This window comes from Limnothrix sp. FACHB-1083 (assembly GCF_014696485.1).
Lineage (GTDB): Bacteria > Cyanobacteriota > Cyanobacteriia > CACIAM-69d > CACIAM-69d > CACIAM-69d.
On record NZ_JACJQD010000019.1, the window covers coordinates 1 to 22,746 of the forward strand.

Genomic DNA, 22,746 nt, shown 5'->3' on the forward strand with positions numbered 1-22,746 from the left:
ATGCGCAGGGGAACAGCAGCAGACCCGACCAGCCGACGAAGACGAAGCGATCCCGCTTCAGCCAGTCGTCCACTACGTCGAACCACCCGCGTTCCGTGCCCACGCGTCCAACTGCGATGGTCATGGAGTTCCTCTCTATCTGTTAACAGAGGTTCAAAATTGCGATATCTACGGTCGTGAGGCGGGTTTGAAGCACTTCCGGTTCCGTAGAATTTTGACCCGTCTCGCGATCGGGGCCTGGGCAACGATGAGAATCCGCAGGGAGTTGGGGCATGAGTTGCACTTCCACCCAGAAGAGCGCCGTTGCCGATGCCATCGATTGCTGAGATCGGTTAATTTTTCTTAACCTACCACACTCATTTCGGGTGAGGGTAGGGCGATCGCAAGTCTGGCAACCAAATCAGAAAATTTGGACTGGTTTCCAGGGTTTGGTCGAACGATCACATCGATTACAAATCTCATGATAATTGAAGGGGCGATCGGGGGGTGGAGAATCTCTTAACGGAGTTGATCAAACCCAGGTGGATCGCGTCAATCGGGCCCGTTGGCGGGATCACGGGCGGCGAAAACCCTTCCGATCAACTTCAGACTAATTTAAGAATTGCGGGGATCAACGCACGGCTCCGTAACAGACCACTGCCAATTCCCATGCCAATCCACAGCCCATGGGTGGTCAATCTCGCAGCCCGATCGCGATTCAGCGCCAAGTCACGATCACCGAGTTCGCGGCTCCGGGCGATCGCGCTGTTGCGATTTTTTTCATTTCCCCCAATCTAAGACCTTCGTTAAGAAAAAATAAGTAACTATGCTTAATGTTCGTCAGCCATTCTTGGATCGTTGTCTTTCGCCAAGATTTTTAGGAATCTGCCAAGTTTGCTTAGACTGTTGAAGGGACGGTTCCTGATGGAGCAACCGGGCCCAATCAAATCATGGCCGGTCTGAGCCAACAGTTTGGGGCCAACAAGCGTTTCATCCCCCCCTGCGTTCCCACACCTGTTTTCGATACACAAGCAATTTTTAAGCCATACACCTATGACTGTCTCCACCGATCCCCAATCCGATCGCCTGTTGCGGACGGAGATTGTCGGCGCGCGCCGTCTCAGTAGCTATGCGATCGCCACGATCGTCACCATCGGCGCTACGGGCTTTTTGCTTGCCGGTTTGTCGAGCTACCTGGGCGTGAATCTGCTGTTGTTCTCAGACCCCACCAAGCTCGTGTTTGTCCCCCAAGGACTGGTGATGGGGCTGTATGGCACTGCCGGATCACTGCTGGCCACCTATCTGTGGTTAACCATTCGCTGGAACGTGGGCGGTGGTTATAACGAGTTCGATCGCACCACGGGTAAAGCCACCATTTTTCGCTGGGGCTATCCCGGCAAAAATCGTGAAGTGAAGCTCACCTGCGACCTGAGCGCGATTCAATCCGTGCGCGTAGACCTCAAGGAAGGGATTAACCCCCGGCGGGCCTTGTACCTGCGAGTGAAGAATATGCGCGATGTTCCCCTAACCCGTGTGGGCCAACCCCTGTCCTTGACGGCACTGGAAACGGAAGGAGCCGCTTTGGCCAAGTTTCTGAGTGTGCCGCTGGAGGGTCTGTAACGATGAACTATTTAGCAACCTACTGGATGAAAACCTGCGCCAAAGCATTCCGGGGGCTATGGCTGGCTCCGATTGCCGCGTTGCTGGTTTTTTCGATCGCGGGCTGTGCTGGCCAGCCGGCCGATAGTCGCCAAGTGAGCAGCCCCGCGCCGTCGGTTGCCGCCACGCCGGCCCAGTTGCCCGCCGGTTTGCCCCAGTTAACCGGAAAAGCAACCGTGACCATGACCATCAAGGGTCAGCCGGTGGAAATTGAGGTGGACGGCACCAACGCACCCATCACGGCCGGAAATTTTGTGGATTTGGTGAACCGTGGGGTATATGACGGCTTGATGTTCCATCGGGTGGTGCGGGAGCCGGTGCCCTTTGTGGTGCAAGGGGGCGACCCGCGCAGCAAGGATCCCAAGGTTCCGATCACGGAGTTGGGGATGAGCGGTTTCACGGATCCCAAAACGGGCCGCGAGCGCACCATTCCCCTGGAAATTAAGCCCAAGGGTCAAGCCCAGCCGGTTTATAGTGCGACGTTCCCCGATTTGGGCATTGCAGAAACGCCGGTTTTAACCCACAAGCGGGGCGCGGTGGCCATGGCACGATCGATGTCGCCGGATTCTGCCTCGTCGCAGTTTTACTTTGCGCTGGCGGAGTTAACCCCGTTGGATGGTAGCTATGCGGTGTTTGGCTATGTGACCAAGGGCATGGAGACGATCGACCAGGTGCAACAGGGCGATCGAATTGAAAAAGCCAGCGTCACGGCAGGTCTGGAAAATCTGAAAACCACGCCCTAGTCCAAGCGATCGCAAAATTCAGTCTGCAAAATCACGCTCGCGTCCAACCAGGGACTTCCTAAGCCTGTTTTTTCAAGCTTGAATTAAATGAAAAGCAGATAAGTTGATTAACTTACCTGCTTTTTTATTGGGCACATTTTTCAATTTGTGTCAGCAGTGCAATCAGGCTATCGACACTCGATAACTTTCAACAGTCGATAGCCTTGAAACAGGACTCAACCTAACGTTTTCGAGGCCGGTTGCTATTCAAAAACAAAGTTCTCTCGACCCAAACGTGCTGGGGCAACGTTATTAATAGTCACCACATCAAGCCCATCGAAACGAATCACAGAACCTGATCCTCGTGCAGAAATTTGCAAGCCACTGTAGCGGCCCACAACTCCCTTAAACACAATCAAGTCCACATCGGGAGTGAAATCAGTAATCGTGTTAATTCCCGCAGGCAACGAACCATTAGTCACAACAAAGCGATCGCGCCCTTCTCCTCCAGTGAGACGAGAGCTACTACCCGCATAGAGAATGTCATCACCTTGGTCGCCAAAGAGCTGATCGTTGGCAAAGCCCAATAGTGTGTCGTTACCTTTTCCACCGCGCAACGTGTTACGGCCTACGCCGCGAGACAGCAAGAGATCATTACCCTCATTGCCGTTAATTGTTGCGTTACCAGCGCCAGTCAATGTGTCACCCTTGGGGGTAGATACAGTTGTCCGATTAATATTGAGTGTCATGACTGATGGAAGCCATAGCCGCAGAGATTAGGCGAATCATAACAACTAAGTTTTAGAATTTCAGTCTCGCGCGCTATTGTCAATTGTTAAATAATCTGATAGAGAGCCATACTCTTGCAAAAGAGTTTAATGAACGATTTTTAAGAAAGCCGCCAATTTCAATTGATCTTTGTTGTTTGATTAAAAAACGTCAAAATAAGCGTTGATTTGATCTGTAATCCTTAAGAAAAATTTCCTGAAAACAGTTATTATTAGCAATTGTGAGGCAATATTTCTATAAAGAGTTTCCAAAATACCAAAGATTTAATTTAAAGATTATTACTGAATGACAGCAACATCAGATTAACAAATCATTCATAAATTACTTTTGAGCGATTTGAACGTTTGAAATGAATCACATTCAAGAGAAATCCAGAAGGATTGTAGTCACTGGTATTGGATTGACTTCAGCTCTGGGTAATCGAAACGTTACTTGGCAATCACTGCTTGCTAGGCAATCAGCCATTCAACTCCATCAACCCTTTGTTTCAATTCCTGCGCGTCCATTAGCACTAATTGATTCGGAGCCAATTGAGCTAACACGGTTAGTAGACCAGGTAACTCAAGCAGCTTGGGTTGATGCAACCACGGTTCCCATTGATGCACCTATTGATCCAGATCTTGTTGATCAACATCTCGGGGTTTGTGTGGGATCCAGCCGCAGCTATCAGGGAGTTTTGGAGCAATACGCCGCCGGGGAACGCCCCTTGGATGATCAATGGTTAAGGCATTTGCCCCACGGCCCAGCGGTGCGGATCGCCCAGCAATTGGGGGCAGGGGGCCCGCTACTGGCCCCGATGACTGCCTGCACAACCGGAATCAGCGCGATCGCCCGGGGAGCGGACTTAATTCGGGAAGGCTGGTGCGATCGGGTCTTGGCGGGAGCCGTGGAAGCCCCGATTACGCCCCTGACTTTGGCGGGGTTTGCCCAAATGGGGGCCCTGGCGGCCACGGGTTCCTATCCCTTTGACCGATCGCGCGAGGGGCTGGTGTTGGGAGAAGGGGCGGCTCTGTTGGTGTTGGAAGCGGCCGACCTGGCCCGATCGCGCGGAGCCAAAATCTATGGAGAAATTTTAGGGGCCGGCTTCAGCACCGATGCTTATCACCTCAGTGCGCCGGATCCAACGGGGCGATCGGCTCGGGTTGCGGTGCATTGGGCCCTGGAGCGTAGCGGCTGGCGACCGAAACAGGTGGACTATATCCACGCCCACGGCACAGCCACCAAGCTGAATGATGCCCAGGAAGCCAAGTTAATTCAAGATCTTTTTCCCCAACAACCGCCCGTGAGTTCCACCAAAGGAGCCACCGGCCATACGCTGGGGGCTTCCAGCGCCTTGGGAGTTGCGTTTTGTCTTTTGGCGATCGAGTCCGGCCAGTTGCCGCCCACGGTGGGATTACAGGATCCAGAATTTGCCGGGTTTTGGCTGCAAACCCCGATCGCCCGACATGTCGATCGAACCCTTTGTTTTGCGTTTGGGTTTGGCGGTCAAAATGCGGTGCTCGCTGTTCAGCGATTTGAAGATTGAGAGTTGAGGATTGAGGAACAGGCTAGGCCGTCAATTTGCAGCAACCAGATTTGCAGCAACCTAGAAGCCTGGAGAGGCTCAGCACTTTAGCTTTCCACAATCCTGCGGCCCGACTCTCAGCGATCGGGCGTGGGTTGCGCTGGGCGATCGGGTCGAGCGGTTTTGACGGGCAAGGCGGAATCGGTTGCCAAAGTCCAGCCATGATTGGGCGATCGCCACAGTTCGATCGCGCTTTTGATCGTTCCCGCCAACGGAACCGCCAAAACCACCCCCAGCAAACCACCCACCTTAGCCCCCGCCAACAACGACAACAGCACCCAAACTGGATTCAGCCCCGTAAATTGCCCCAACAGGCGCGGAGCAACCGTATTTTCAATAATTTGATCCACCAAAAAGGCCAGCAAAAGCACCTGTAGCCCCAGCCAAAAACTCTTGACCGCTAACAGCAAGCTCACCACCACAATGCTGATCCCCGCGCCAAAGGGCACTAGCGTCATGACCCCAATGCCCAGGCCAAACAGCAACCCAAACGGCACTTGCAGCACCAGAAAAAGCAACACCATAGCCACCCCGATCGTGGTGGCCAAAGCCGCTTGGCCGGCATAGTAATTTTGGAAATTTTGGCGAAAACATTGGCGCACCTGCTCCCGTCGCTCGGGCGGCAACCAACTAAAAAAACCATCCCAAAATTGCTCGCCCCGCAACAGCAAATACACCGCCAGCACCATCGCAATCAGGGCATCAAAGGCCCGCCCGGCCATTTGCACCAACAGGCTCACCAGTTGGGTGGTTAGGTTTTGGATTTGGGCTGAGAATTGGGCGATCGCCTGGGTTCCCAACTGCTGAAGGTCGATCGGGAGCCGCTTGGCAATGGCCCAATTAGACAGGTTTTCAAGCTGTTGCCGACTCGAAGCCACCCAACCGGGCAACCCATTGGCAAAGGCAGCAAATTGGTCATAGAGCACCGGAGCCAGCGTTAGCCCCAACAGACCCACAATCCCCAAGGTCAACAGGACGATCGCCAACACCGCAAATTCCCGCCGCACACGCCAGCGTTTTCCCTGCGCTTCCAGCCACCGCACGGGATAGTCCAACAGAAAGGACACCAGCGTGGCCACCACAAAGGCAGACAGCAGGGACTGAAAATAATTGAAGACCTGAAGCAACATCCAGCCGTTCAAAAACGCCAGCGGCAACAGCAACCCCAATAAAAACCAGCGCAGGAGTGATCGGATGGACATTAATTATCGAGATTGATCGAAGTCGAGCGGCCACCCCAAAAACAGAGGAGCCACGCACTGAAAACAGTCAAGGCAGCCCGCTCAGGCTTCCGCCGTCGCCCAGCGCTGCGGAACTGATGGCAATCATTTTGGCGCAGAGAAAGCCGACCGTGGAGATCGATCGCCCTTCCCCACTGCCACATCGCCCTAGGGAGCCACCACCTCATCGGCAAAGCTGGCCACCTTCACAAAGTCAAAGGGCCCGGCCACCGCACCCCACACATGCTCATCGGTTTCCGGGTCACGACCCCGATCCCAGCTCACAAATCGATCGGCTGTGATTTCAAACTGGCTATCCAAGTAGGTTTCCTTGCCCTTGCGCGTGACCATGCAGGCCTTGCCGGGTTCCACCTGGCCCGTGAAGGTTTGCCCCGTCCGGCTCACCAAAAAATTGCAATGACAGAGCCGCTCCAGGCGATCGGCCGTCAGCGCTTGCAGGCGATCGGGCTGTCGAGAAGCACCAAAAAATTCCTGCTCATGGGCAACGGCATAGTTTTCAATTTGGATTTGCCCATTCACCTCAATCAACTTCAACACTCGCACGCGATAGGGCTGGTTGAGGGCGTAATCATAGGCCTGTTCCACATAGAAACTAATGCCACCCAGCAAGGCGATCGGCAGAGGCCGCATACAGACCCGAATATGGGCAAAAAAGGGCGGATTTTCAAAAGCTTGGGCTTGGTTGCTGAAGTCGGCGGCCATCCAACGGCCAAGGGTCACCAAATCAGCAGCGGGGGCGATCGCTTCAGACACTTGGGTCATGGTGTGATTAATCGGGGATTTCGTAAGGATTGAAAGGAATGAATGGTTATAGGAGCGAATCAAAATTGATCCCAACAATGGCGAGGGAAAGGCTGACCACTGACCACAGCGGATGACCGTTGCAGTTCGTTGCAGTGGCTCCCCGCGATCGCATCTTAATCGCCAACGCGCCGATAGCGAAATGGGCCCATGATTGCCCCCCAAATCGGTTTGCCCGTGTCGGGATCGATGCCCTTGTCGTAGCTGAGAAATTCGCCCGATCGCACCTCAAACCCCAAACTCACCTGGCGCAATTGCCCATCGGCCTGGAAACAACAACGCCGATCGGGCGGAAGCTGGGCCCGGAAACCTGCATCCTCTGCCAGAACCGCCATGGGCAACAGGCAACCGGGCAGTGGCTCCAAGTCCGCCAAGGTCAAGAGTTCCAAAATAGCGGGATCCAAACCCGCGCCGCGCCACCGCTCCGGCTGTCGCAGGGCAAAGTAGGCCACCGCCAGCGGAAAATCAGGATCAGAGGTGGGAGAAATCTGGAACACCCTGGGGCGATAGATTTTGGCAAAGGTGGGGGCGCTGGCCTGTTCCGCATAAATCCCCAAGTGGCCGGGCCCAAAGACCCCGATCGATCGATGCCACAGCCGCACACCCACATACCAAGTGGGATCCGCCAGGGCCTGTTCCCGATTTTCAAAAGTCCCCGGCAGCCAAAGGGCCAGGCGATCGAGCCACTTAGTCTCTATGTCCATTAAATTTCTCAATCCTTAAGCAATGAATCACTTCTATCAGTTGCAATTCTGTGTAGTGCCTCAATCCAAACTCGTAGTTCTTGTTTCGCTAAGTCCCGGTCAGTTAATTCTGACTCTTGGTGAGCGATGTAGGTGTTTCGAAATTGGTTGATCCGAGTGATGGTTTTTAGCAACGTCCGACTGCCCTGGAATCGTAATTCAGATCTAAGGGATTCGAACACCCCTCCAATTAAAATGGAGTCATTGAGAGCATAGTCTAAGCATGACCGAAGTAGACCAATTAAGGAGACCCCATTATTAAACACTAGGGTGCGTTTGAGGTTTTGGGCAAGCTTGCGATAATGCCCCTCAGTTTTTCGATCTATGACGGTCAAATCAGGTGAAAACCAGGCTTTTTGATCATTAATATTTGTAGGCATTACCGACTGAAGCCGTCGAGTCAATAATCCTTTAGCTACTTCGTCAATTGAACCTAGTAAAGGTGTAAAGACTGGTGCATAGCTCATTCCCATTTTATTCTCAAAAAATTGATAAAGCATGATCGCTTGATCGGCTGCCCAGCGATAACGGGTTGGTAACTGGTTCAAAATACTTGGATCAACAATGTCATCAGTCAGGGATATTTCCTCATCAGACTGACCTAAGTTGGCAAACAGCGGTAAATCTTGAAACTCTTCAGATTGCAGCAGATTTTGCAAAGCCGGTTCACAGGCCCGCGCTAGTTCTGCCACAGAATCACCCGCCATCCGCTCAAATACCCCTTGCGGAACGTAAAGATACTGCCACTTTTTGCTCGTAGTGATGACTTCAGTCGTCACCCCATCACTCACCCCAGAAGCCGCCTGACACCAAGCGATCGCAGCCTTAGCCTTCAACGGCACATCTCGATCTTCCCGCCCCTTGGTTTCCACCAAATAGCAACAACCATCCTTTGTCCGCACAAAGAAATCAGGTGTATAAAATGCCAGCCGATCGCCCAGGGCCAAATAATCGATGCGCAAGGCCTGAGAACCCGCATTTTTAGCAAAGGCCGCTACATCAGGAGCGCGATCGCAAAACTTCGCCACCGCCACTTCGAGTTCACGATTGCAAGTCACCAGATTAAAAAGCGTTTTCGCTGCTGGCAAAGCTGGACGGCGATCGCTCAAGGTCACCTGAAACGGTTTCCAGTTCTTTAACAACTTTGGTGGCTCAACCATCAGCCGCTCCTCCGTCGTTGTTGTATGACTGCGGATCAGCGGCACAAACACGGCTCGCAAATGTTCACCCACATCAGAATCGGCCAAGCGCCCTACTAGTTGAGGGTCAAACAAGGTTGTTCTTTGATCAAAAAGAATTTCTTCTAAAAACATCTGAACTAAAGGAGCTAGAAGCGGGTGCAATCCTCGTAATTTACAGATAGTTTCTAATTGTTTAACGTAATAAGAAACCGCTCCAACTCCTGAAGCCAGCAACGGTAGATTCAGTTCCGTTTTTTCTACAATTTCACCTGTAAAAAGATGCCGTCCTTCATATTGAATTATATTGAGATTTGATGAGTTTCCTAACGGCAATGGGCGGTAAGACTTGAAGGCTTTTTTTACGTCCTGTATGGTTAGCCCCTCCAGCTTTGGCACAATCCGAAAGCCTGCCGACAACGACGGAATAGGAATCTCTAGGGCTTCAAGATCCTTATGAGCCAGATCAGGAAAGATCGAGATTGTTGTTTTAGGAACCTGATCGAGTTCCACAATTTCTAATGGCAACCCTTCTTGAGCCAGCTCCTGTTGATAGAGACTCGCAAAAGCAGGATGTTCAACCACCGTCACCAACTCGTTCGCCTGTCCCGGCGGAGTCATGCGGCGTAAACCACGGCCCAGGGTTTGTTCCGGCAAAATATTGGCTTTGGAACTGTAGGGACGCAGCGGCACGATCGTTGTCACATTCCGCACGTCCCATCCTTCCCGCAACATCAACACCGACACAATGCAGAAATAGGGGCTGGCATTGCTGTCTAGCTCGCGGCTCAGTTGACGCAATGCCTTCAGATCTTCATCGCTGATCGCTTTTTCATCTTCGACAAACTCATAGCGAGCGTCTTGGCCTCGCCCAACTTTTTTTAACTTGCCCTTTAGATTTGTGTGTAGGTTAATCGTTTTACCGTTTAGCTGCTCAAATAGGGGATCAGTGTTGAAGCGTTGCGTAATTTGATTAGCCGCTTCCGTGTCTTCACACATTACAAACAGCAACGGTTTTTTCCCGCTAGGCTCCCATTCTGCCTTGCTGGCTTTCCAGCGTTCATAGCCCAGCAACAAATGCCGTTCCCAGCGATAGGCTGCATTATCATCAGCCTGCTCTTGCAAGTTTTGACTAGCAGCCCCGATCAACGGTGTTTTAACAATGCCCGCATCCACCGCTTCTCCCAGGGGCGTATCGCAGACAATGTGCTTAAATGGTTGCCCTTTGTTATCTTTGGGGGTCGCTGAAAAGTCCAACTGCGCTACCAGCGAGCAACCGCTACGAGCCAAAAGGGTTTCATGGAGCCAACGAATTGCTTCATTCCATGCCGAACCCGAGTCCCACACATGGTGCGCCTCATCATTCAGCACCATCACTCGTCGATGGGTCGTGATGCGATCGCGCAGGGCCGCTCCAGTATCCAGCGCCTTCGTTTTAGACACCACAGGCCCCATCCACTCATAGGTATCGGCGGCCGCTTTTTTAGTGCGTTTGGCTGAGTCGTAGAGACGATGGATATTCGTTAGATAAAGTGTGCCCCCCGTGGCTGCGCCGCTGGCCTCATCTTGCAGCACCACGGACAAGTTCCAATCTCCCCGCCACTCGGGAGGAATCAGCGGATCGGTATCAAACACCCGCCCATGACCAAAATCGTCCTTGAGCCGCTCATAAACTGTCAAGTTAGGCGCAATCACCACGAAATGCCGCGCCATTTCTGAATCGGACTCCCGCAGGGCATGGAAATAGCTCCAAACCATGCAGAGGCTCATCACTTTGGTTTTGCCCGCACCAGTTGCCAGCTTAAAAGCGTAACGACTCCAAGCATCTTCTTCCTCCTTGACCCCCAAGGCCTGAAGTTCCGCATTCGAGCCACCAAACTCCGCAATAATTTGTGACAGACACTCAATCCGCCGCACTTCTTTGAGATAAATCAGGGTTTCGATCGCCTCGCGCTGGCAAAAGTAGTAGCGAAACTCGAAGTCCTCTCCGGCGGCTGTGGTTTGTCGGTGGGCACGGTTAAACCAATGGTTCAGCAGATGACGGCTAGTATCGCTGGCTCCAACGTAGAACGCTTCTCGCCACTCCCGCACCGCCGATCGCAGGCTGTTTACGACTTCAATCGGAGAAGGTCGGCGGCCCTGTTGCACCACTGCTGAGTCCCCAGATTTACTGGCCCGAACGCGGTGAGCATTCGGTTCTTGCCAAGGAGCAAACAACGGTTCGAGCAGCGCAAGGTTTAGGGTAGCCATGGGTGTAATGAAGCGGCTAAAAGGCAATTAGGCGAGGAGATTAAGCCGTGGCAAACTCAGAATGTTCACGCATTAGAGGGTGGTGAAAACCCACAACAATTTCTTGTTTGGAGATGCCCATTGCTTCAAGATCTTTGTCAAGTTCTACGTCAGTTGTATTTTCTTGAACCCAAATTTTTTCATCTTTAATGTCAAAGTGAAAAACGGGATAATAAATTCTGTGATCGCCAACCCATCCGGCCTTCAGTAATAAGTAGTGATCATGCTCAGAGTCAATAATAATTTGGTTTTCAACACCGTTTTCTTGCCAAAGCTGAGAGTAGCGATCGAGAAAGATGCGAATGCAATGGCGATAGTGATTTAGTCGATCCATGATTGAATCTCCTGACTAGACAAGTTGTAGATGAGCAGTTTTACGGGATATTCATTCAACACATCTTGAATCAAAATCTCTTTAAAAAATGTGTAGTAAATCGGTGCGGGAACAGCTAGGTAGAGCGTGCGATCGGGGTCTTCACGAGCAAGGGCAACCTTATAGCAGAGGTATTGTCCAAAGGCAGCATAGAAATCTGTGATTTTAGAAACATTCATAAATCCTTTGATTTCAATGGCTATTTTTCGCTGTGCTTTTTCAGCCCCAATTAAATTCTCTAGCCCCAAATCAACGTGAATGCCAATTTTGCCAACTCGGATTGAAAGGGGATCATGAGAAACAGTCCACCCTGCTTGGATGAGCGATGCTTTTACCCAATCGTGGTAGATGTCCTTGGCTGGCATCGTTACACTTCGATATCGATCGTGATTGAGGTATCGCAGCCGAAGGTGTCTACCACTTTGACGCAGGCAGTATATTTGCCGGGTGCGGGATAGGTGTAACTAGCATCGCTGACGGTTTTGAGGCTGCGATCTTTGCGAGTGCGGTAGTCCTGCCAATCGTGGTTAAAGGCCTTGCCAGGTTGCCAATTAAAATCTACAGCCCAAAAATCAATGAAATCAAAGCCACTTTTGATCGCTCGCTCTCGAATTGCCTCTAATTCTTTGGTAGGAACTTCGGCAAGGGAGGGCAAAAATTGGGTGAGTTTGATGTCAACGGTGCGCTGACTGAAGTCAGCACTACGAGCCTTTTTGTTTGTAGTGACGACTTCAGTCGTCGCAGTCGTCGCGGTTTTGTAGACGGGTTCGGCGGCCAGGACGGCCACTTCTAGAAATGGGGGCGGAGCGGTGCGATTTTTCTCCATGATTTCGCGGGGAATTTGCACCATTTTGAGTTTCACGCCCAGTTCTTGCGCCAGGGCATTAATCAACAAGTGCAAGTCCATTTCAAATTCCCAAGCGAGGCAAAAACACTCGCGCCCGCCCGCTGCTTTTACGGCTTGGGCTACTTGTTTGGCTTCGTCGCGGGTAAACATGGAATCAATCCCGTCCACATGGCAAAAGGCTCCGGCTTTGCGCCCATGTAGAAGAGGTGAGGGGGCGCTGGTCAAAGGCTCGGCTTTAAAAAATTCCAGAACGACGCGGCGATGTTCTTCATCGGCTCCCTGTAGGCGATCTTTTTGCCACCATTGTCGCTCGTAACGTCCGAGGTTATAGACATCAAAGGCGCGGTAGGGTTGCCCGTCGCTGTGCAATTTTCGCTGGAGTTCAATCATCCGTTTGCGGGTGGTGTGGATGGCAAATCGCCCCAGATCTGCCATTAACCAACGACGACCTAAACGCTCGGCGACAGCTCCGGTGGTTCCTGATCCACAAAAGAAATCTGCAACAAGATCGCCTTCGTTGGATGAGGCTTTGATAATACGTTCTAAAAGCGCTTCTGGCTTTTGTGTATCGTATCCAGTTTTTTCTATAGCTTGAGAGTTTATACGTGGGAGATCAGACCAGAGATCTCCTAATGGTTTTCCTGGCATTTCATCTAAATAACGAATGTACTCAGCTGTTCCATTACGTGTATATTTTATACGTCCTAAATTATCAAGTTCTTGCATTTTAGAAATAGGACATCTCCAAATTTTCCTAACTCCATTCCATACATAGTCATATCCACCGCCTTTTAACCCAGAGGCAGTCAAGTTATCAGTTCTATATAGACGACCCTTATCGTCAGTAAGCCTGTAGTGAGACTCAATATATTCTGAGTCATAGGAATCATAGAGCTGATTCCAAGTAACCTTTTCTGATTTTGAAAAAAAGAAGATAGTGTTATGTGTTACCCCATAATACCCTGCATCATTGTGCCCGGGAGCGCTTTTCCAAATGATTTCACTTCGATTCAATTCAGAATTTAAGCCAAACACGTCAGTTAATATAATTTTCAGATAAGCATTAGTGCGATAGTCACAATGTACATATATACTGCCAGTCTCGGAAAGAAGCTCTTTCATTAGAGAAAGGCGTTCATACATCATGAACAAGTAAGAGTCAGTTCCTCTTCCCCACGTATCTCGATAAGCAACCATTTCTAAGGTTGATTGTTCTTTTTGAATTGAATCTTTTTCATCCCCAATCTGAACCTGCATCGAAAAGTCCGCACCTACATCAAACGGTGGATCGATATAAATCAGATCCACCTTGCCCTTAAACTCCTTCAACAACGAAGCCATCACCAGCTTGTTATCGCCCCAAATTAGCCGATTCCGAAAATCATCCTGGCGCTTATTTTGTTGTTCAAAAAGCGTCAATTGTTGATTCGCTTCCGCTTCCCGCCGTGGCTCATCAATGCTCTCAATTTTTTGCATCGGCATCGCGCAGCCCGCAATATCCACCTCCCGCCGATTGCCATACTCGTCATACTTCCCCTCCCACACCAACTCCGTCCGCAATTGCGACAGGGGATGGGGATTGTGTGGGCCGTAGGTCGGTTGCTGAGTCATGGCGTGAGTCAAAAAGTAAACGAGAAAAGGTGAACGCAGAAAGCACCATGACAATTATAGTCACGGCTGCGCGACGCTTGTAGTGTGAGCTTTAGCTCGCACGGAAGTGCAGGATGGTGCAGGTTGAAACCTGCACTACGAGCCGATTGGAGGGTTAGGGCAATGATCGCACATCGACCGCGCGGGGTTCGATCGCACTCAAATCTTGCATGTTTTGGCGAACGGTGTTGCAAATGGCATCTAGGGGCAAATCATTCGGATCCGTGCCAAAGGGATTTTCGATTTCTTCGCCAATTTCTTCAATTCCAAATAGGGTGAAAGAAATGATGGCAACGAGTAATCCTGTCCACCAACCCACCTTGGACACCAATTCAAAAGGCAAAATTAAGCAGTAAATTAATAGCAATTGCCGCAAGTGAATGGCATAGGCAAAGGGCATGGGTGTTCGCAAAATTCGCTCGCAACCTCCCAAAGAATCCACCAACACATCAAGCAGACGGTGCATGGAAGCCAGTTGATAGGGGTTGAGGTTGCCGCGATCGCGTTGCTCTTCTAAAAAAGCGGCAATTCGTACCGATAAATCAATAGGTGCGTGATTCGTGGTTTGCAAATTAGCCAGCACATTTGGCTCAACTAAATCCGCAACCGCTTCGGTGACGGATGCCCCTCGTAAATGTTGCTTGGTGGCAATGCCAAAGGCAGCAATGAGATTCAAAGCTGAGATTTTTTGTTCCCGCACTTCCGGCGTTGGTTCGTCAATTGCCACCCAAATTTGTCGCCCCAGGTTACGGGAGGTGTTAACAATTCCGCCCCAAAGTTTGCGCCCTTCCCAGAATCGTTCGTAGGCGGTATTAGTGCGGAAAACCAATAGCAAACCCAGCACCACGCTGGGAATTAAATTGGCCCAGCCCGGTTGGGCCACGGGAACTTTCAGGGCATGTAGCCAACTGATGATGGCGGCAAAGGTTCCACAAAGCAGCACGCGGGGTGCAATGGTGGGCACAACGGAGCCGCGCAGTTGCAGAATGACCCGCAGCCAGGGACGGCGATCTTTTTGTCTGAATTGAAAAATGCTGGTTGCCATTACGATTTCAGAGTTCTCGCAAAATCCTGAGTAGGGAAGTGGGTTGATTGTACTCAGTTGGCTGACTCTGCCGCAGGGCGATCGCTTGGGGCAATGGGTTTTGTGTTTTGTTGAGCAATCTCGCTAGAACGGTTTCCAGCACGCTGAAGACCGCAGGAATGGCATAAGGTTGGCCGTGGCGGATGGGCAAGCCTAGGGCGATGAGCGAGGGGAGTCCGGGGTTTCGCCGGAGGGTGATGCGGGGCTTTCGGTGGTGGGTGCGGGGCTGGATGTGGGGCCAGGTGTGGGGTCGGGCGTGGGGCTAGATGTGGGGCTAGGGGTCGGGTCGGGGTTGGCGGCGCGACAAGGGGGATAGGTCAGGGTGTAGATGTGGATGAGATAGCCCGGGCGATCGGAGAGTTTTTTGCCGGTGAGCTGTTGGGTCAAAAAGGCGATCGCCTCGTCATCCAAGGCTGAGTAGCCGGAGCTTTGCACCAACCGCACGGGGTTCAAACCGGGGGCCACCAGTCCCCGATCGCCCACCAAGACAACCAAGCGGATCGGTTGGGGCGGGTTGGCGCTCAGGGTGGTGCAAGCCCGCAGATCAGCAAATTTGCGCCATTGGATCGGGGTGTCTTTCTTTTGAATGGAGTCTCCGACAGTGAGCATGTCGCGGAAAACGCCGTTTAATTCTTTGCCCGTGCCCGGCAACAGGGATCCATCTGCGTTGCGCATGGGGAGATCGTTGACCCGTTTCACCCAATCGGCCAGTTGGCTCAGGCGACCTTGGGTGGCGTTGCTGCTCACCAGGCTTGGATTAAAGGTGTAGTTCCCGGGGCGATCGGTCGGTTCCGGGTTCAGACCGCTGGCCAAGGCCTGGAAACCGGCCGCCATTCGCCATTGATCTCGAAATTGGGCGATCGCAACGTTGGCGGTGGACTGGGCCAGGCGATCGGCAGCGGTGGCGGGGGTGGCGGCCGCGGGCGATCGGGACTGGCCATTGGGCTGGCGACCCCGACGACCGCGATCGCCACCGTTGGGGCGAGGGGGCAGATTTTGGAACTGATCCCAGCCAGCGTAATCGTTATAGGGACTGATGTAGGAGTTGTTATAGGGGTTGTTATTGGGATTATTCTCAAACCGGTTCGTAGCCCGATCGCCCATGCGACTGTTGGAACGACCCTGGTTACCCGCTGCACCACCAAAGGTATTGAAGGGATCGGCGGCAGCTCCGCGACCAACGGACGGCGACGAACTGCCCAAACCTAAGCGATTGAACAGATCGTTGGCGCTACCGGAATTGGGGTTGGCATTGGGGGGATTGGTCAGGCCGGTTGGATTTTGGGGTTGGGCGGCCGCTTCCCGGGCAAAAGCCGGCAGCTCTTGCAACTCCTCGGGGGTCAGCTCCAGCAGGGCCACTTTGCGCTCGTCCTCGGGGGGTGAGGCCGGATTCCAGTCCGCCAGCAGAGGCAAGGCCGCCAAATGCACCACAAAGGACAAGACCATGGCCGACCCCAAGGGCGATCGCAGTCCTTGCAGCAGTTGCTGTGATCTTTTCAGGATTTGCTCCATGGTTTGTTTTGCCCTCCTCCCCAGTGCCACCGAGGAGAATTGTCCCGCATCTTATACGTTTCCCTCAGTGTAGAGGGCCGATCGAGCGAGGGGGACGATCCAGGCTCGATCGGAAAAAAGCCAAACCAAGCTAGACGAAATGACTGTTCAACGGCTAAGATGTGTGCTTGTGGTTTTTTGAACCAGTCATGAACGCGCAAGAAGTCATCCGCTCAATCGAAGCTGAGCAACTCAAATCAGACCTGCCCGTCCTTTATGTCGGGGACACGGTTCGAGTTGGTGTTGTGATCCAAGAAGGCGGCAAAGAGCGCGTCCAGCCCTACGAAGGCACCATCATCGCGATGCGCAACGGCGGAATTAACGAAACCGTCACCGTGCGTCGGGTGTTCCAAGGTGTTGGCGTAGAGCGCGTGTTCTTGCTGCACTCGCCCCGCGTCGCGAATATCAAAGTCGTGCGCCGTGGTAAAGTCCGTCGTGCCAAGCTGTACTACCTGCGTCAGCGCATTGGTAAGGCAACCCGCATCAAGGAACGGTTCGATCGCAAGAAGTAAGATCCTCCCCGGATCTTCGTTCGATCGGTTCATCCATTTCAAATGGTTTTTGAGCGACCGGCCTCGATTAGTGCTAAACTGAGAAAACGTCCAAACGTGCGCTCTTAGTTCAGTCGGTAGAACGCAGGTCTCCAAAACCTGATGTCGGGGGTTCGAGTCCTCCAGGGCGCGCTGGCATTCATCGCCGATGAATCTACCCAAAGGCTGACCGCCATCACCGGCAAGAGGTCTTTGGGTAGATTCTCATGAGGCGTGTTTTCCGATCAGCCCTGATCGACCAACCGGGTATCACGACCGATCGAACGCCTCTTCACCGGAGCCAGTCTGTGGCCCTATGGCCCGTCAGCCTTTGGTCTTCCGTGCGATCGAGTCCCCATCCTAAGGAGCATTGGTCAACAGAGGAACCCACCCGTGAGCAAACCAGCGGAATCGCCAGCCCCAGATAACGAAAAATTCGACCCCACCGAGTTTCTGCGCGGCACTCGCGAAGAACTCAGCAAAGTCGTTTGGCCCAGTCGCCAACAACTCATCAGTGAGTCTGTGGCGGTGGTGCTGATGGTTGTTCTCTCCGCCACAACTATCTATCTGGTTGACAACCTCTTCACTTGGATCGCAAAGCAGGTGTTCCAATGAGCCTGAGCGACGAACAGTTTTACGACAGCGACGAACAAACCGAAGAGCAAGCGCCCAAGGTTTTAGCCCGTCGTGCTCGCTGGTATGCCGTGCAAGTGGCTTCCGGCTGTGAAAACCGCGTCAAGATGAACCTGCAACAACGGGTGCAAACCCTTGACGTGGCCGAACGAATTTTGCAGGTGGAAATTCCCCAAACCCCCACCGTCAAAATGCGCAAAGACGGTAGCCGTCAGCATGGCGACGAGAAGGTTTTCCCCGGCTATGTCCTGGTGCGGATGCATCTGGACGACGAAACCTGGATGGTTGTGAAGAATACCCCCAACGTGATTAACTTTGTGGGGGCAGAACAACGGCGCGGCCAAGGTCGCGGGCGCGGCCATGTCAAGCCCGTACCCCTGAGTCCCGCTGAAGTCGAGCGCATTTTCCGCCAGGCCCAGGAGCAAGAACCCGTCATCAAAATTGATATGGCGGCCGGTGACAAGATTGTGGTTTTGTCTGGGCCGTTTAAGGATTTTGAAGGCGAGGTGATTGAAGTGAGTCCCGAACGCAGCAAGCTGAAGGCTTTGCTGTCGATTTTTGGTCGGGATACCCCGGTTGAACTGGAGTTCAACCAAGTTCAAAAGCAAAGCTAGCTCGTCCCATAGCGCAATAAACGAATGGCTAAGAAAGTCGTCGCAATCATTAAGCTGGCGATTACCGCCGGCAAAGCGACCCCTGCTCCCCCGATCGGGCCTGCCCTGGGTCAGCATGGGGTCAACATCATGATGTTCTGCAAGGAATATAATGCCCGCACGGCCGACAAGGCTGGGCTGGTGGTTCCGGTAGAAATCTCGGTGTTTGAAGATCGGAGTTTTACCTTCGTTCTGAAAACACCGCCTGCTTCCGTTTTGATTTGCAAGGCCGCTGGCATCGATCGCGGTTCGAGTGATCCGAAGTCCAAAAAGGTGGGCAAAATTACCCGCGCCCAGCTTCAGGAAATTGCCCAAACCAAGCTGCCTGACCTGAACACCAACGATGTGGAAGCCGCCATGCGGATCATCGAAGGGACGGCCAACAACATGGGCGTGACGATCGTCGAGTAGGAGCCATTGGTTCGGTTGGGGGCAGTCGGCTCGATCGACTCCTAATTCACCGAGTCATTGACCGATCTCAGACCGATCACAAACAGATTTGCTGAAAACCATCTGGGGGAGAAGATCACCTCTTCGCTAATGACCCCGAAGGAGTGTTTTAATTCATGACTCGTAAGATTTCGCGCCGGATGCGCGAGCTAATGGCCAAGGTGGAACCGCGTCCCTATGCGCCCGTGGAGGCGCTGGAGCTGGTGAAGGAACTGGCCACAGCTAAGTTTGTGGAAACGGTGGAAGCCCACATCAAGTTGGGCATTGACCCGAAATACACTGACCAACAATTGCGAACCACGGTGGCCCTGCCCAAGGGCACGGGTCAAACCGTGCGGGTGGCGGTGATTGCTCGGGGGGAAAAGGTCGCGGAAGCAACGGGCGCTGGCGCTGATATTGCCGGTTCCGAAGACCTGATTGAAGAAATCCAAAAGGGCATGATGGATTTTGACATCCTGATTGCCACGCCCGACATGATGCCCCAGGTGGCAAAGTTGGGTCGGCTGTTGGGTCCCCGGGGCTTGATGCCGTCGCCGAAAGGTGGTACGGTGACGTTCGACTTGCCTCAGGCGATTTCGGAGTTCAAGGCTGGTAAGCTGGAATTCCGGGCCGATCGCACGGGTATTGTCCACGTGGGCATCGGTAAGTCTGCCTTTACGGCAGAAGATTTGCTGGTGAACCTGAAGGCGTTGCAAGAGACGATCGATCGTAACCGTCCTTCGGGTGCCAAGGGTCGCTACTGGCGCAGCATCTACGTGACCTCCACCATGGGGCCGTCGGTAGAAGTAGATGTAGCTGCCCTGCGCGACTTGAAGATTGGCGAGAACGCTGCCTAAACGGGCGGTGCTGGGGGGTAGAGATTTACCCCTTCGCGAATCCAAGCTTCGGCTGTTGATCTAGCTCGATCGCGGTGCTAATCAACAGCCAAGACCTCCTCGATGTTGAACTAGCGGCCCAGCAGTCGCTTCTCAAAACCCTAGCTTCAAAACCCAACAACCAAAGACAGTGGGTGTGTTCGCAATTGCGCGATCGCTTAATCAATTCCCACCGAGGTCTGTCCTGTTTTGAGCCAACTCGCTACCCGCTCAGGGTGCTGTTTGGCTGTCAAATCGAACCCCCTCGACCCGTCTTTGGCTGACCGTCGAGGGGGTTCTCGTTTCCAGACTGCGCGACAAACCGAAAGGAGGTGATGACGAATGGGTCGCACGCTGGAGGACAAGCAAGCAATTGTCGCGGATCTGAAGTCGCTGCTCACTGAAACCGAAATGGTGGCAGTGATCGACTACGCGGGTCTGTCGGTTGCTGAATTGTCGGATCTACGCAATCGCATCGCTGCGAGCGGCGCGGTTTGCAAAGTGACGAAAAACACGCTGATGCGGATCGCCGTTGAGGGTGATGCCAACTGGCAGCCCATGACGGAGTTTCTGAAGGGTACTTCGGCATTTTTGTTGCTGAAGGGAGACCTGGGTGCTGCCCTGAAGGCATACCAAGATTTCCAGAAGGCCTCGAAGAAAACCGAGCTGCGCGGCGGTGTGATGGAAGGTCGCGCCCTGACGCAGGCCGAGGTTAAGGCAATTGCCGACCTGCCCTCGAAGGAGCAACTCATTGCTCAAATCGCTGGTGGGATCAATGGCCTGGCCACCAAGATCGCGTTCGGTGTCAAGGAAGTGCCTTCGATGCTGGCTCGTGGGATCAAGGCAATTTCCGAGAAGCAAGCCGCCTAGGCGATCGCTTCAGAATCGAGCAGTGCGATCGCCCGGCGGCCTAAGGTTTTGGCCCACAAGCCGACGACCCCGATCGACTGTGTTGGTTTCCCCTGTTGCTGTTATTGCTGTTCAACCATTGCAAGGAGCAAATCCATGTCTGAGAAGGTCGCATTGATCATTGAAAGCTTGAAGTCGCTGACCCTGCTGGAAGCGGCTGAGCTGGTTAAAGAAATCGAAGAAGTGTTTGGCGTGAGCGCTGCGGCTCCCGCTGGTGGGGTGATCGTGGCGGCTGCTCCCGCTGCGGTTGAGGAAGTGGAAGAAAAGACCGCTTTCGATGTGGTGCTGGACAAAGTGCCCGCCGACAAGAAGATCGCCGTGCTGAAGGTGGTGCGCGAACTGACCGGTTTGGGTCTGAAGGAAGCCAAGGATTTGGTGGAAGCTGCTCCCAAGGTGGTCAAGGAAGGCGCTTCCAAGGACGATGCCGAAGCCGCCAAGAAGAAACTGGAAGACGCTGGCGCAGAAGCTTCGGTCAAGTAAGATTCGATCGACCTTTTTCGATCGGTCTGATCCAGTTATTTGGTCAATTGGATTGGTCAGTGGTTTTGGTCAGCCGGGGTGCAGATCCAGCGCGATCGCCCCTGGGCGACCAACAACCATCAACCATCAAATCAACCAAGCCAAGATCCAATCAACAGCAACTCTCCTAGTTCACGAACTGGGGGAGTTGTTGTTATTGGGGCCCTGGGAACCCGGTTGAACGCGCTTGAACTCGATCGAGGCTGGTCTCTTCAGCTTGCAACCTGTTTCCCAAGGCCTGAACCGGAGCGATCGCCCCTTGCTGGCTGAACCGCTTTGGAGGCAAAATCCGAGAACAAGACTGCGTACTCCGTTGCGCGGCCGCAAGACAAAAGCCATGCGCGGGTTTGCTCAATTTGTGTTGATTGCCAACAGCCTATTTTTTGGGGCCTTGCTGCCTCCGGGGTTGTTGGCTGCGGTGGCTTCGCCGTCTCTCTTCGCCCAGGCCGATTCAGCGGCCCCCATAGGAGCCGGGCTGGCGTGGGTTGCGATCGCCCTATTTCCTCCGGTGGCCATTTTGGGGCTAACGGGGGGCTGGGTGCTATGGCTGCGGGGGCGATCGCGTCAGGGGGCCATTTTCAGCAGCTTGCCCTACGCCAACTGGTTGTTGTTACTGTTGGGACAATGGGTGCAATGGGTGGCGGGGCTATCCTAAGCGCCACTGGTGCTCTCGCCCTCGGCCGATCGCTGAAAGATCACGACCCGATCGCCCACCACGGGACTGCGGGCCAACAGTTGTCCCTCTCGATCCTGTAGCTCCAGCTTGTTGAAATCTAAACGGCGCGATCGCTTCAATAAATCCGCCGCAAACCGATCCTGATTGCGATCGCCCAACCCGTACCACAAATCAGCCGGAACCGTCACAATCAGCCGACTGGCACGGAAGTCCGCTTGGATGGAGTCCACCAACGCCTGATCGCCGTAGCGAGTGGCAATTTCGCTGGTTTCGTCCTGAATCGCCGCAATTAATTGTTGTTCCGGCGATCGCTCCAGTTTGGGCGGCGGGCTAGAAACCGGGGTCGTCTCGGAAACTCCCACGTCCCCGGATTCTGCGGCGGTCTGACCAGGAATGTCCGTTGTTCGAGGCGTGGACTCCGATCCCGCCGCTCCGTTACCAGAAGGGGCGATCGGTTCCGCTTCCTCCGCATCAGACGGCAGTTCCAGCAGGGTGGGAATCAACGGCTTGAGAGGAGCAGGCTGAGACTCCGGCGGCTGTTGAGCCACCGTGGCAGGTTGAAACTTGGGCGGGAAAATGGCGATCGCGGCAACCAGCACCACACTCCCCATTATCGACAGGGCAATGGTCAGGTTGCGATCGGACAGCTTCCGCAGGGATTCGGGCAACCAAGGGCGGGCCCAGCCTAAAACTTGATGGCCCGCTTGGGCTGGGGTCAACCGGGGCGATCGCACCGAGGTGGCCGGAGGCAAGGCCGACTCCGTTTCCAGTTCCGTCGCCGCCCAGTCCAACAAGCGAATCAGGCCCCGCAGCAGGCGAGCGATCGCCCGCCGCCACGATCCCTTCGTGGGTTCGGTTCCAACCGACTTGGGTGAGTCCGACGACATAGCCATTTCCAAAACAGCGCAACAGCCAGCGACCCTCAATGGCTCAGGGCGGATGAATCCAGTCCCTGGGAATGCCCACAAATTGACCTGAACTCCATTGCCAGCGCCGCTAAATCGCATCGTAACAGCCTGGGTCACGGGTCGTAACAATCACGGCCGGGTTGT

24 protein-coding genes, 1 tRNA gene and 1 pseudogene are annotated in these 22,746 nt (G+C 53.4%); 13 read left to right on the forward strand and 13 right to left on the reverse strand.

Annotated features, from left to right (window positions below):
* Positions 1–124, reverse strand: a pseudogene (locus H6F46_RS17725) (photosystem II D2 protein (photosystem q(a) protein)); the annotation flags it as partial.
* A gap of 18 nt (positions 125–142) precedes the next feature.
* Positions 143–316, reverse strand: a complete 174-nt coding sequence (locus tag H6F46_RS17730) for a hypothetical protein (protein ID WP_158234519.1) — start codon at positions 314–316, stop codon at positions 143–145.
* 716 nt (positions 317–1,032) lie between these two features.
* On the opposite strand from H6F46_RS17730, the gene H6F46_RS17735 reads away from it, so the two are divergent.
* Together H6F46_RS17735 and H6F46_RS17740 are read left to right on the forward strand one after the other, a co-directional pair.
* A complete protein-coding gene (locus tag H6F46_RS17735; RefSeq protein ID WP_099534768.1) occupies positions 1,033–1,599 on the forward strand; it encodes a photosystem I assembly protein Ycf4 in 567 nt (188 codons plus the stop codon).
* A gap of 2 nt (positions 1,600–1,601) precedes the next feature.
* Positions 1,602–2,381 carry a peptidylprolyl isomerase gene (locus H6F46_RS17740; RefSeq protein WP_234407059.1) on the forward strand — a complete coding sequence of 260 codons (780 nt, stop codon included), beginning with the start codon at positions 1,602–1,604 and terminating at the stop codon, positions 2,379–2,381.
* A 242-nt stretch (positions 2,382–2,623) separates the two neighbouring features.
* Here the strand turns inward: H6F46_RS17740 and H6F46_RS17745 are convergent, their stop codons facing one another.
* Entirely contained in the window at positions 2,624–3,109 is a 486-nt protein-coding gene (locus H6F46_RS17745) for a hypothetical protein (RefSeq protein ID WP_143473152.1), read from the reverse strand.
* Positions 3,110–3,498: 389 nt separating this feature from the next.
* Here H6F46_RS17745 and H6F46_RS17750 point away from each other — a divergent pair, with 389 nt between their 5' ends.
* A complete protein-coding gene (locus H6F46_RS17750; protein WP_190356099.1) occupies positions 3,499–4,674 on the forward strand; it encodes a beta-ketoacyl-ACP synthase in 1,176 nt (391 codons plus the stop codon).
* A 116-nt stretch (positions 4,675–4,790) separates the two neighbouring features.
* Here H6F46_RS17750 and H6F46_RS17755 read toward each other — a convergent pair whose 3' ends face one another.
* From H6F46_RS17755 to H6F46_RS17795, 9 genes are all read right to left on the reverse strand, one after another.
* Positions 4,791–5,915, reverse strand: a complete 1,125-nt coding sequence (locus H6F46_RS17755) for an AI-2E family transporter (protein ID WP_190356100.1) — start codon at positions 5,913–5,915, stop codon at positions 4,791–4,793.
* Between the two features lie 186 nt (positions 5,916–6,101).
* Positions 6,102–6,716: a chromophore lyase CpcT/CpeT gene (locus tag H6F46_RS17760; protein WP_199291651.1), complete on the reverse strand. Its 615-nt coding sequence runs from the start codon at positions 6,714–6,716 to the stop codon at positions 6,102–6,104.
* Between the two features lie 155 nt (positions 6,717–6,871).
* Complete coding sequence (locus tag H6F46_RS17765) at positions 6,872–7,459, reverse strand: chromophore lyase CpcT/CpeT (RefSeq protein WP_190356101.1); 588 nt, start codon at positions 7,457–7,459, stop codon at positions 6,872–6,874.
* Positions 7,460–7,467: 8 nt separating this feature from the next.
* Positions 7,468–10,926 (reverse strand): DEAD/DEAH box helicase family protein, encoded by a 3,459-nt coding sequence (locus tag H6F46_RS17770; protein WP_190356102.1) that lies wholly within the window; start codon positions 10,924–10,926, stop codon positions 7,468–7,470.
* A gap of 40 nt (positions 10,927–10,966) precedes the next feature.
* Positions 10,967–11,299, reverse strand: a complete 333-nt coding sequence (locus H6F46_RS17775; protein ID WP_190356103.1) for a XisI protein — start codon at positions 11,297–11,299, stop codon at positions 10,967–10,969.
* Positions 11,287–11,703 carry a XisH family protein gene (locus H6F46_RS17780; protein WP_190356104.1) on the reverse strand — a complete coding sequence of 139 codons (417 nt, stop codon included), beginning with the start codon at positions 11,701–11,703 and terminating at the stop codon, positions 11,287–11,289. Before H6F46_RS17780 ends, H6F46_RS17775 begins: the two co-directional genes overlap by 13 nt.
* 2 nt (positions 11,704–11,705) lie before the next feature.
* Entirely contained in the window at positions 11,706–13,796 is a 2,091-nt protein-coding gene (locus tag H6F46_RS17785; protein ID WP_190356105.1) for a DNA methyltransferase, read from the reverse strand.
* Between the two features lie 154 nt (positions 13,797–13,950).
* Positions 13,951–14,880 carry a bestrophin family protein gene (locus H6F46_RS17790; RefSeq protein WP_190356106.1) on the reverse strand — a complete coding sequence of 310 codons (930 nt, stop codon included), beginning with the start codon at positions 14,878–14,880 and terminating at the stop codon, positions 13,951–13,953.
* A gap of 192 nt (positions 14,881–15,072) precedes the next feature.
* Positions 15,073–16,431 (reverse strand): hypothetical protein, encoded by a 1,359-nt coding sequence (locus H6F46_RS17795; protein WP_190356107.1) that lies wholly within the window; start codon positions 16,429–16,431, stop codon positions 15,073–15,075.
* 188 nt (positions 16,432–16,619) lie between these two features.
* Here H6F46_RS17795 and rplS point away from each other — a divergent pair, with 188 nt between their 5' ends.
* The 10 genes from rplS to H6F46_RS17845 all read left to right on the forward strand — a co-directional run bounded on the left by rplS (position 16,620) and on the right by H6F46_RS17845 (position 21,673).
* Positions 16,620–16,982, forward strand: coding sequence for a 50S ribosomal protein L19 (gene rplS / locus H6F46_RS17800; protein WP_099534243.1), 363 nt, complete (start codon positions 16,620–16,622; stop codon positions 16,980–16,982).
* Positions 16,983–17,080: 98 nt separating this feature from the next.
* Positions 17,081–17,153, forward strand: a tRNA-Trp gene (locus tag H6F46_RS17805).
* A gap of 74 nt (positions 17,154–17,227) precedes the next feature.
* Entirely contained in the window at positions 17,228–17,428 is a 201-nt protein-coding gene (locus H6F46_RS19435; RefSeq protein ID WP_190356108.1) for a hypothetical protein, read from the forward strand.
* Positions 17,394–17,615, forward strand: coding sequence for a preprotein translocase subunit SecE (gene secE / locus H6F46_RS19440; protein WP_099534244.1), 222 nt, complete (start codon positions 17,394–17,396; stop codon positions 17,613–17,615). Before H6F46_RS19435 ends, secE begins: the two co-directional genes overlap by 35 nt.
* Entirely contained in the window at positions 17,612–18,247 is a 636-nt protein-coding gene (gene nusG / locus H6F46_RS17820) for a transcription termination/antitermination protein NusG (protein ID WP_099534245.1), read from the forward strand. Before secE ends, nusG begins: the two co-directional genes overlap by 4 nt.
* A 24-nt stretch (positions 18,248–18,271) precedes the next feature.
* Positions 18,272–18,697, forward strand: coding sequence for a 50S ribosomal protein L11 (gene rplK, locus H6F46_RS17825; protein WP_099534246.1), 426 nt, complete (start codon positions 18,272–18,274; stop codon positions 18,695–18,697).
* 155 nt (positions 18,698–18,852) lie between these two features.
* Entirely contained in the window at positions 18,853–19,572 is a 720-nt protein-coding gene (gene rplA, locus H6F46_RS17830; protein ID WP_099534247.1) for a 50S ribosomal protein L1, read from the forward strand.
* Between the two features lie 360 nt (positions 19,573–19,932).
* Positions 19,933–20,460 carry a 50S ribosomal protein L10 gene (gene rplJ / locus H6F46_RS17835; protein WP_099534249.1) on the forward strand — a complete coding sequence of 176 codons (528 nt, stop codon included), beginning with the start codon at positions 19,933–19,935 and terminating at the stop codon, positions 20,458–20,460.
* 135 nt (positions 20,461–20,595) lie between these two features.
* Complete coding sequence (gene rplL, locus H6F46_RS17840) at positions 20,596–20,979, forward strand: 50S ribosomal protein L7/L12 (RefSeq protein WP_099534250.1); 384 nt, start codon at positions 20,596–20,598, stop codon at positions 20,977–20,979.
* 226 nt (positions 20,980–21,205) lie between these two features.
* The gene (locus H6F46_RS17845; protein ID WP_190356109.1) at positions 21,206–21,673 is read left to right on the forward strand and encodes a hypothetical protein; all 468 of its coding nucleotides are present in this window, start codon (positions 21,206–21,208) and stop codon (positions 21,671–21,673) included.
* On the opposite strand, the gene H6F46_RS17850 is transcribed toward H6F46_RS17845, so the two are convergent.
* Positions 21,670–22,587 (reverse strand): hypothetical protein, encoded by a 918-nt coding sequence (locus H6F46_RS17850; protein ID WP_190356110.1) that lies wholly within the window; start codon positions 22,585–22,587, stop codon positions 21,670–21,672. The two genes, H6F46_RS17845 and H6F46_RS17850, sit on opposite strands and share 4 nt — an antisense overlap.
* Positions 22,588–22,746 lie beyond the last annotated feature (159 nt).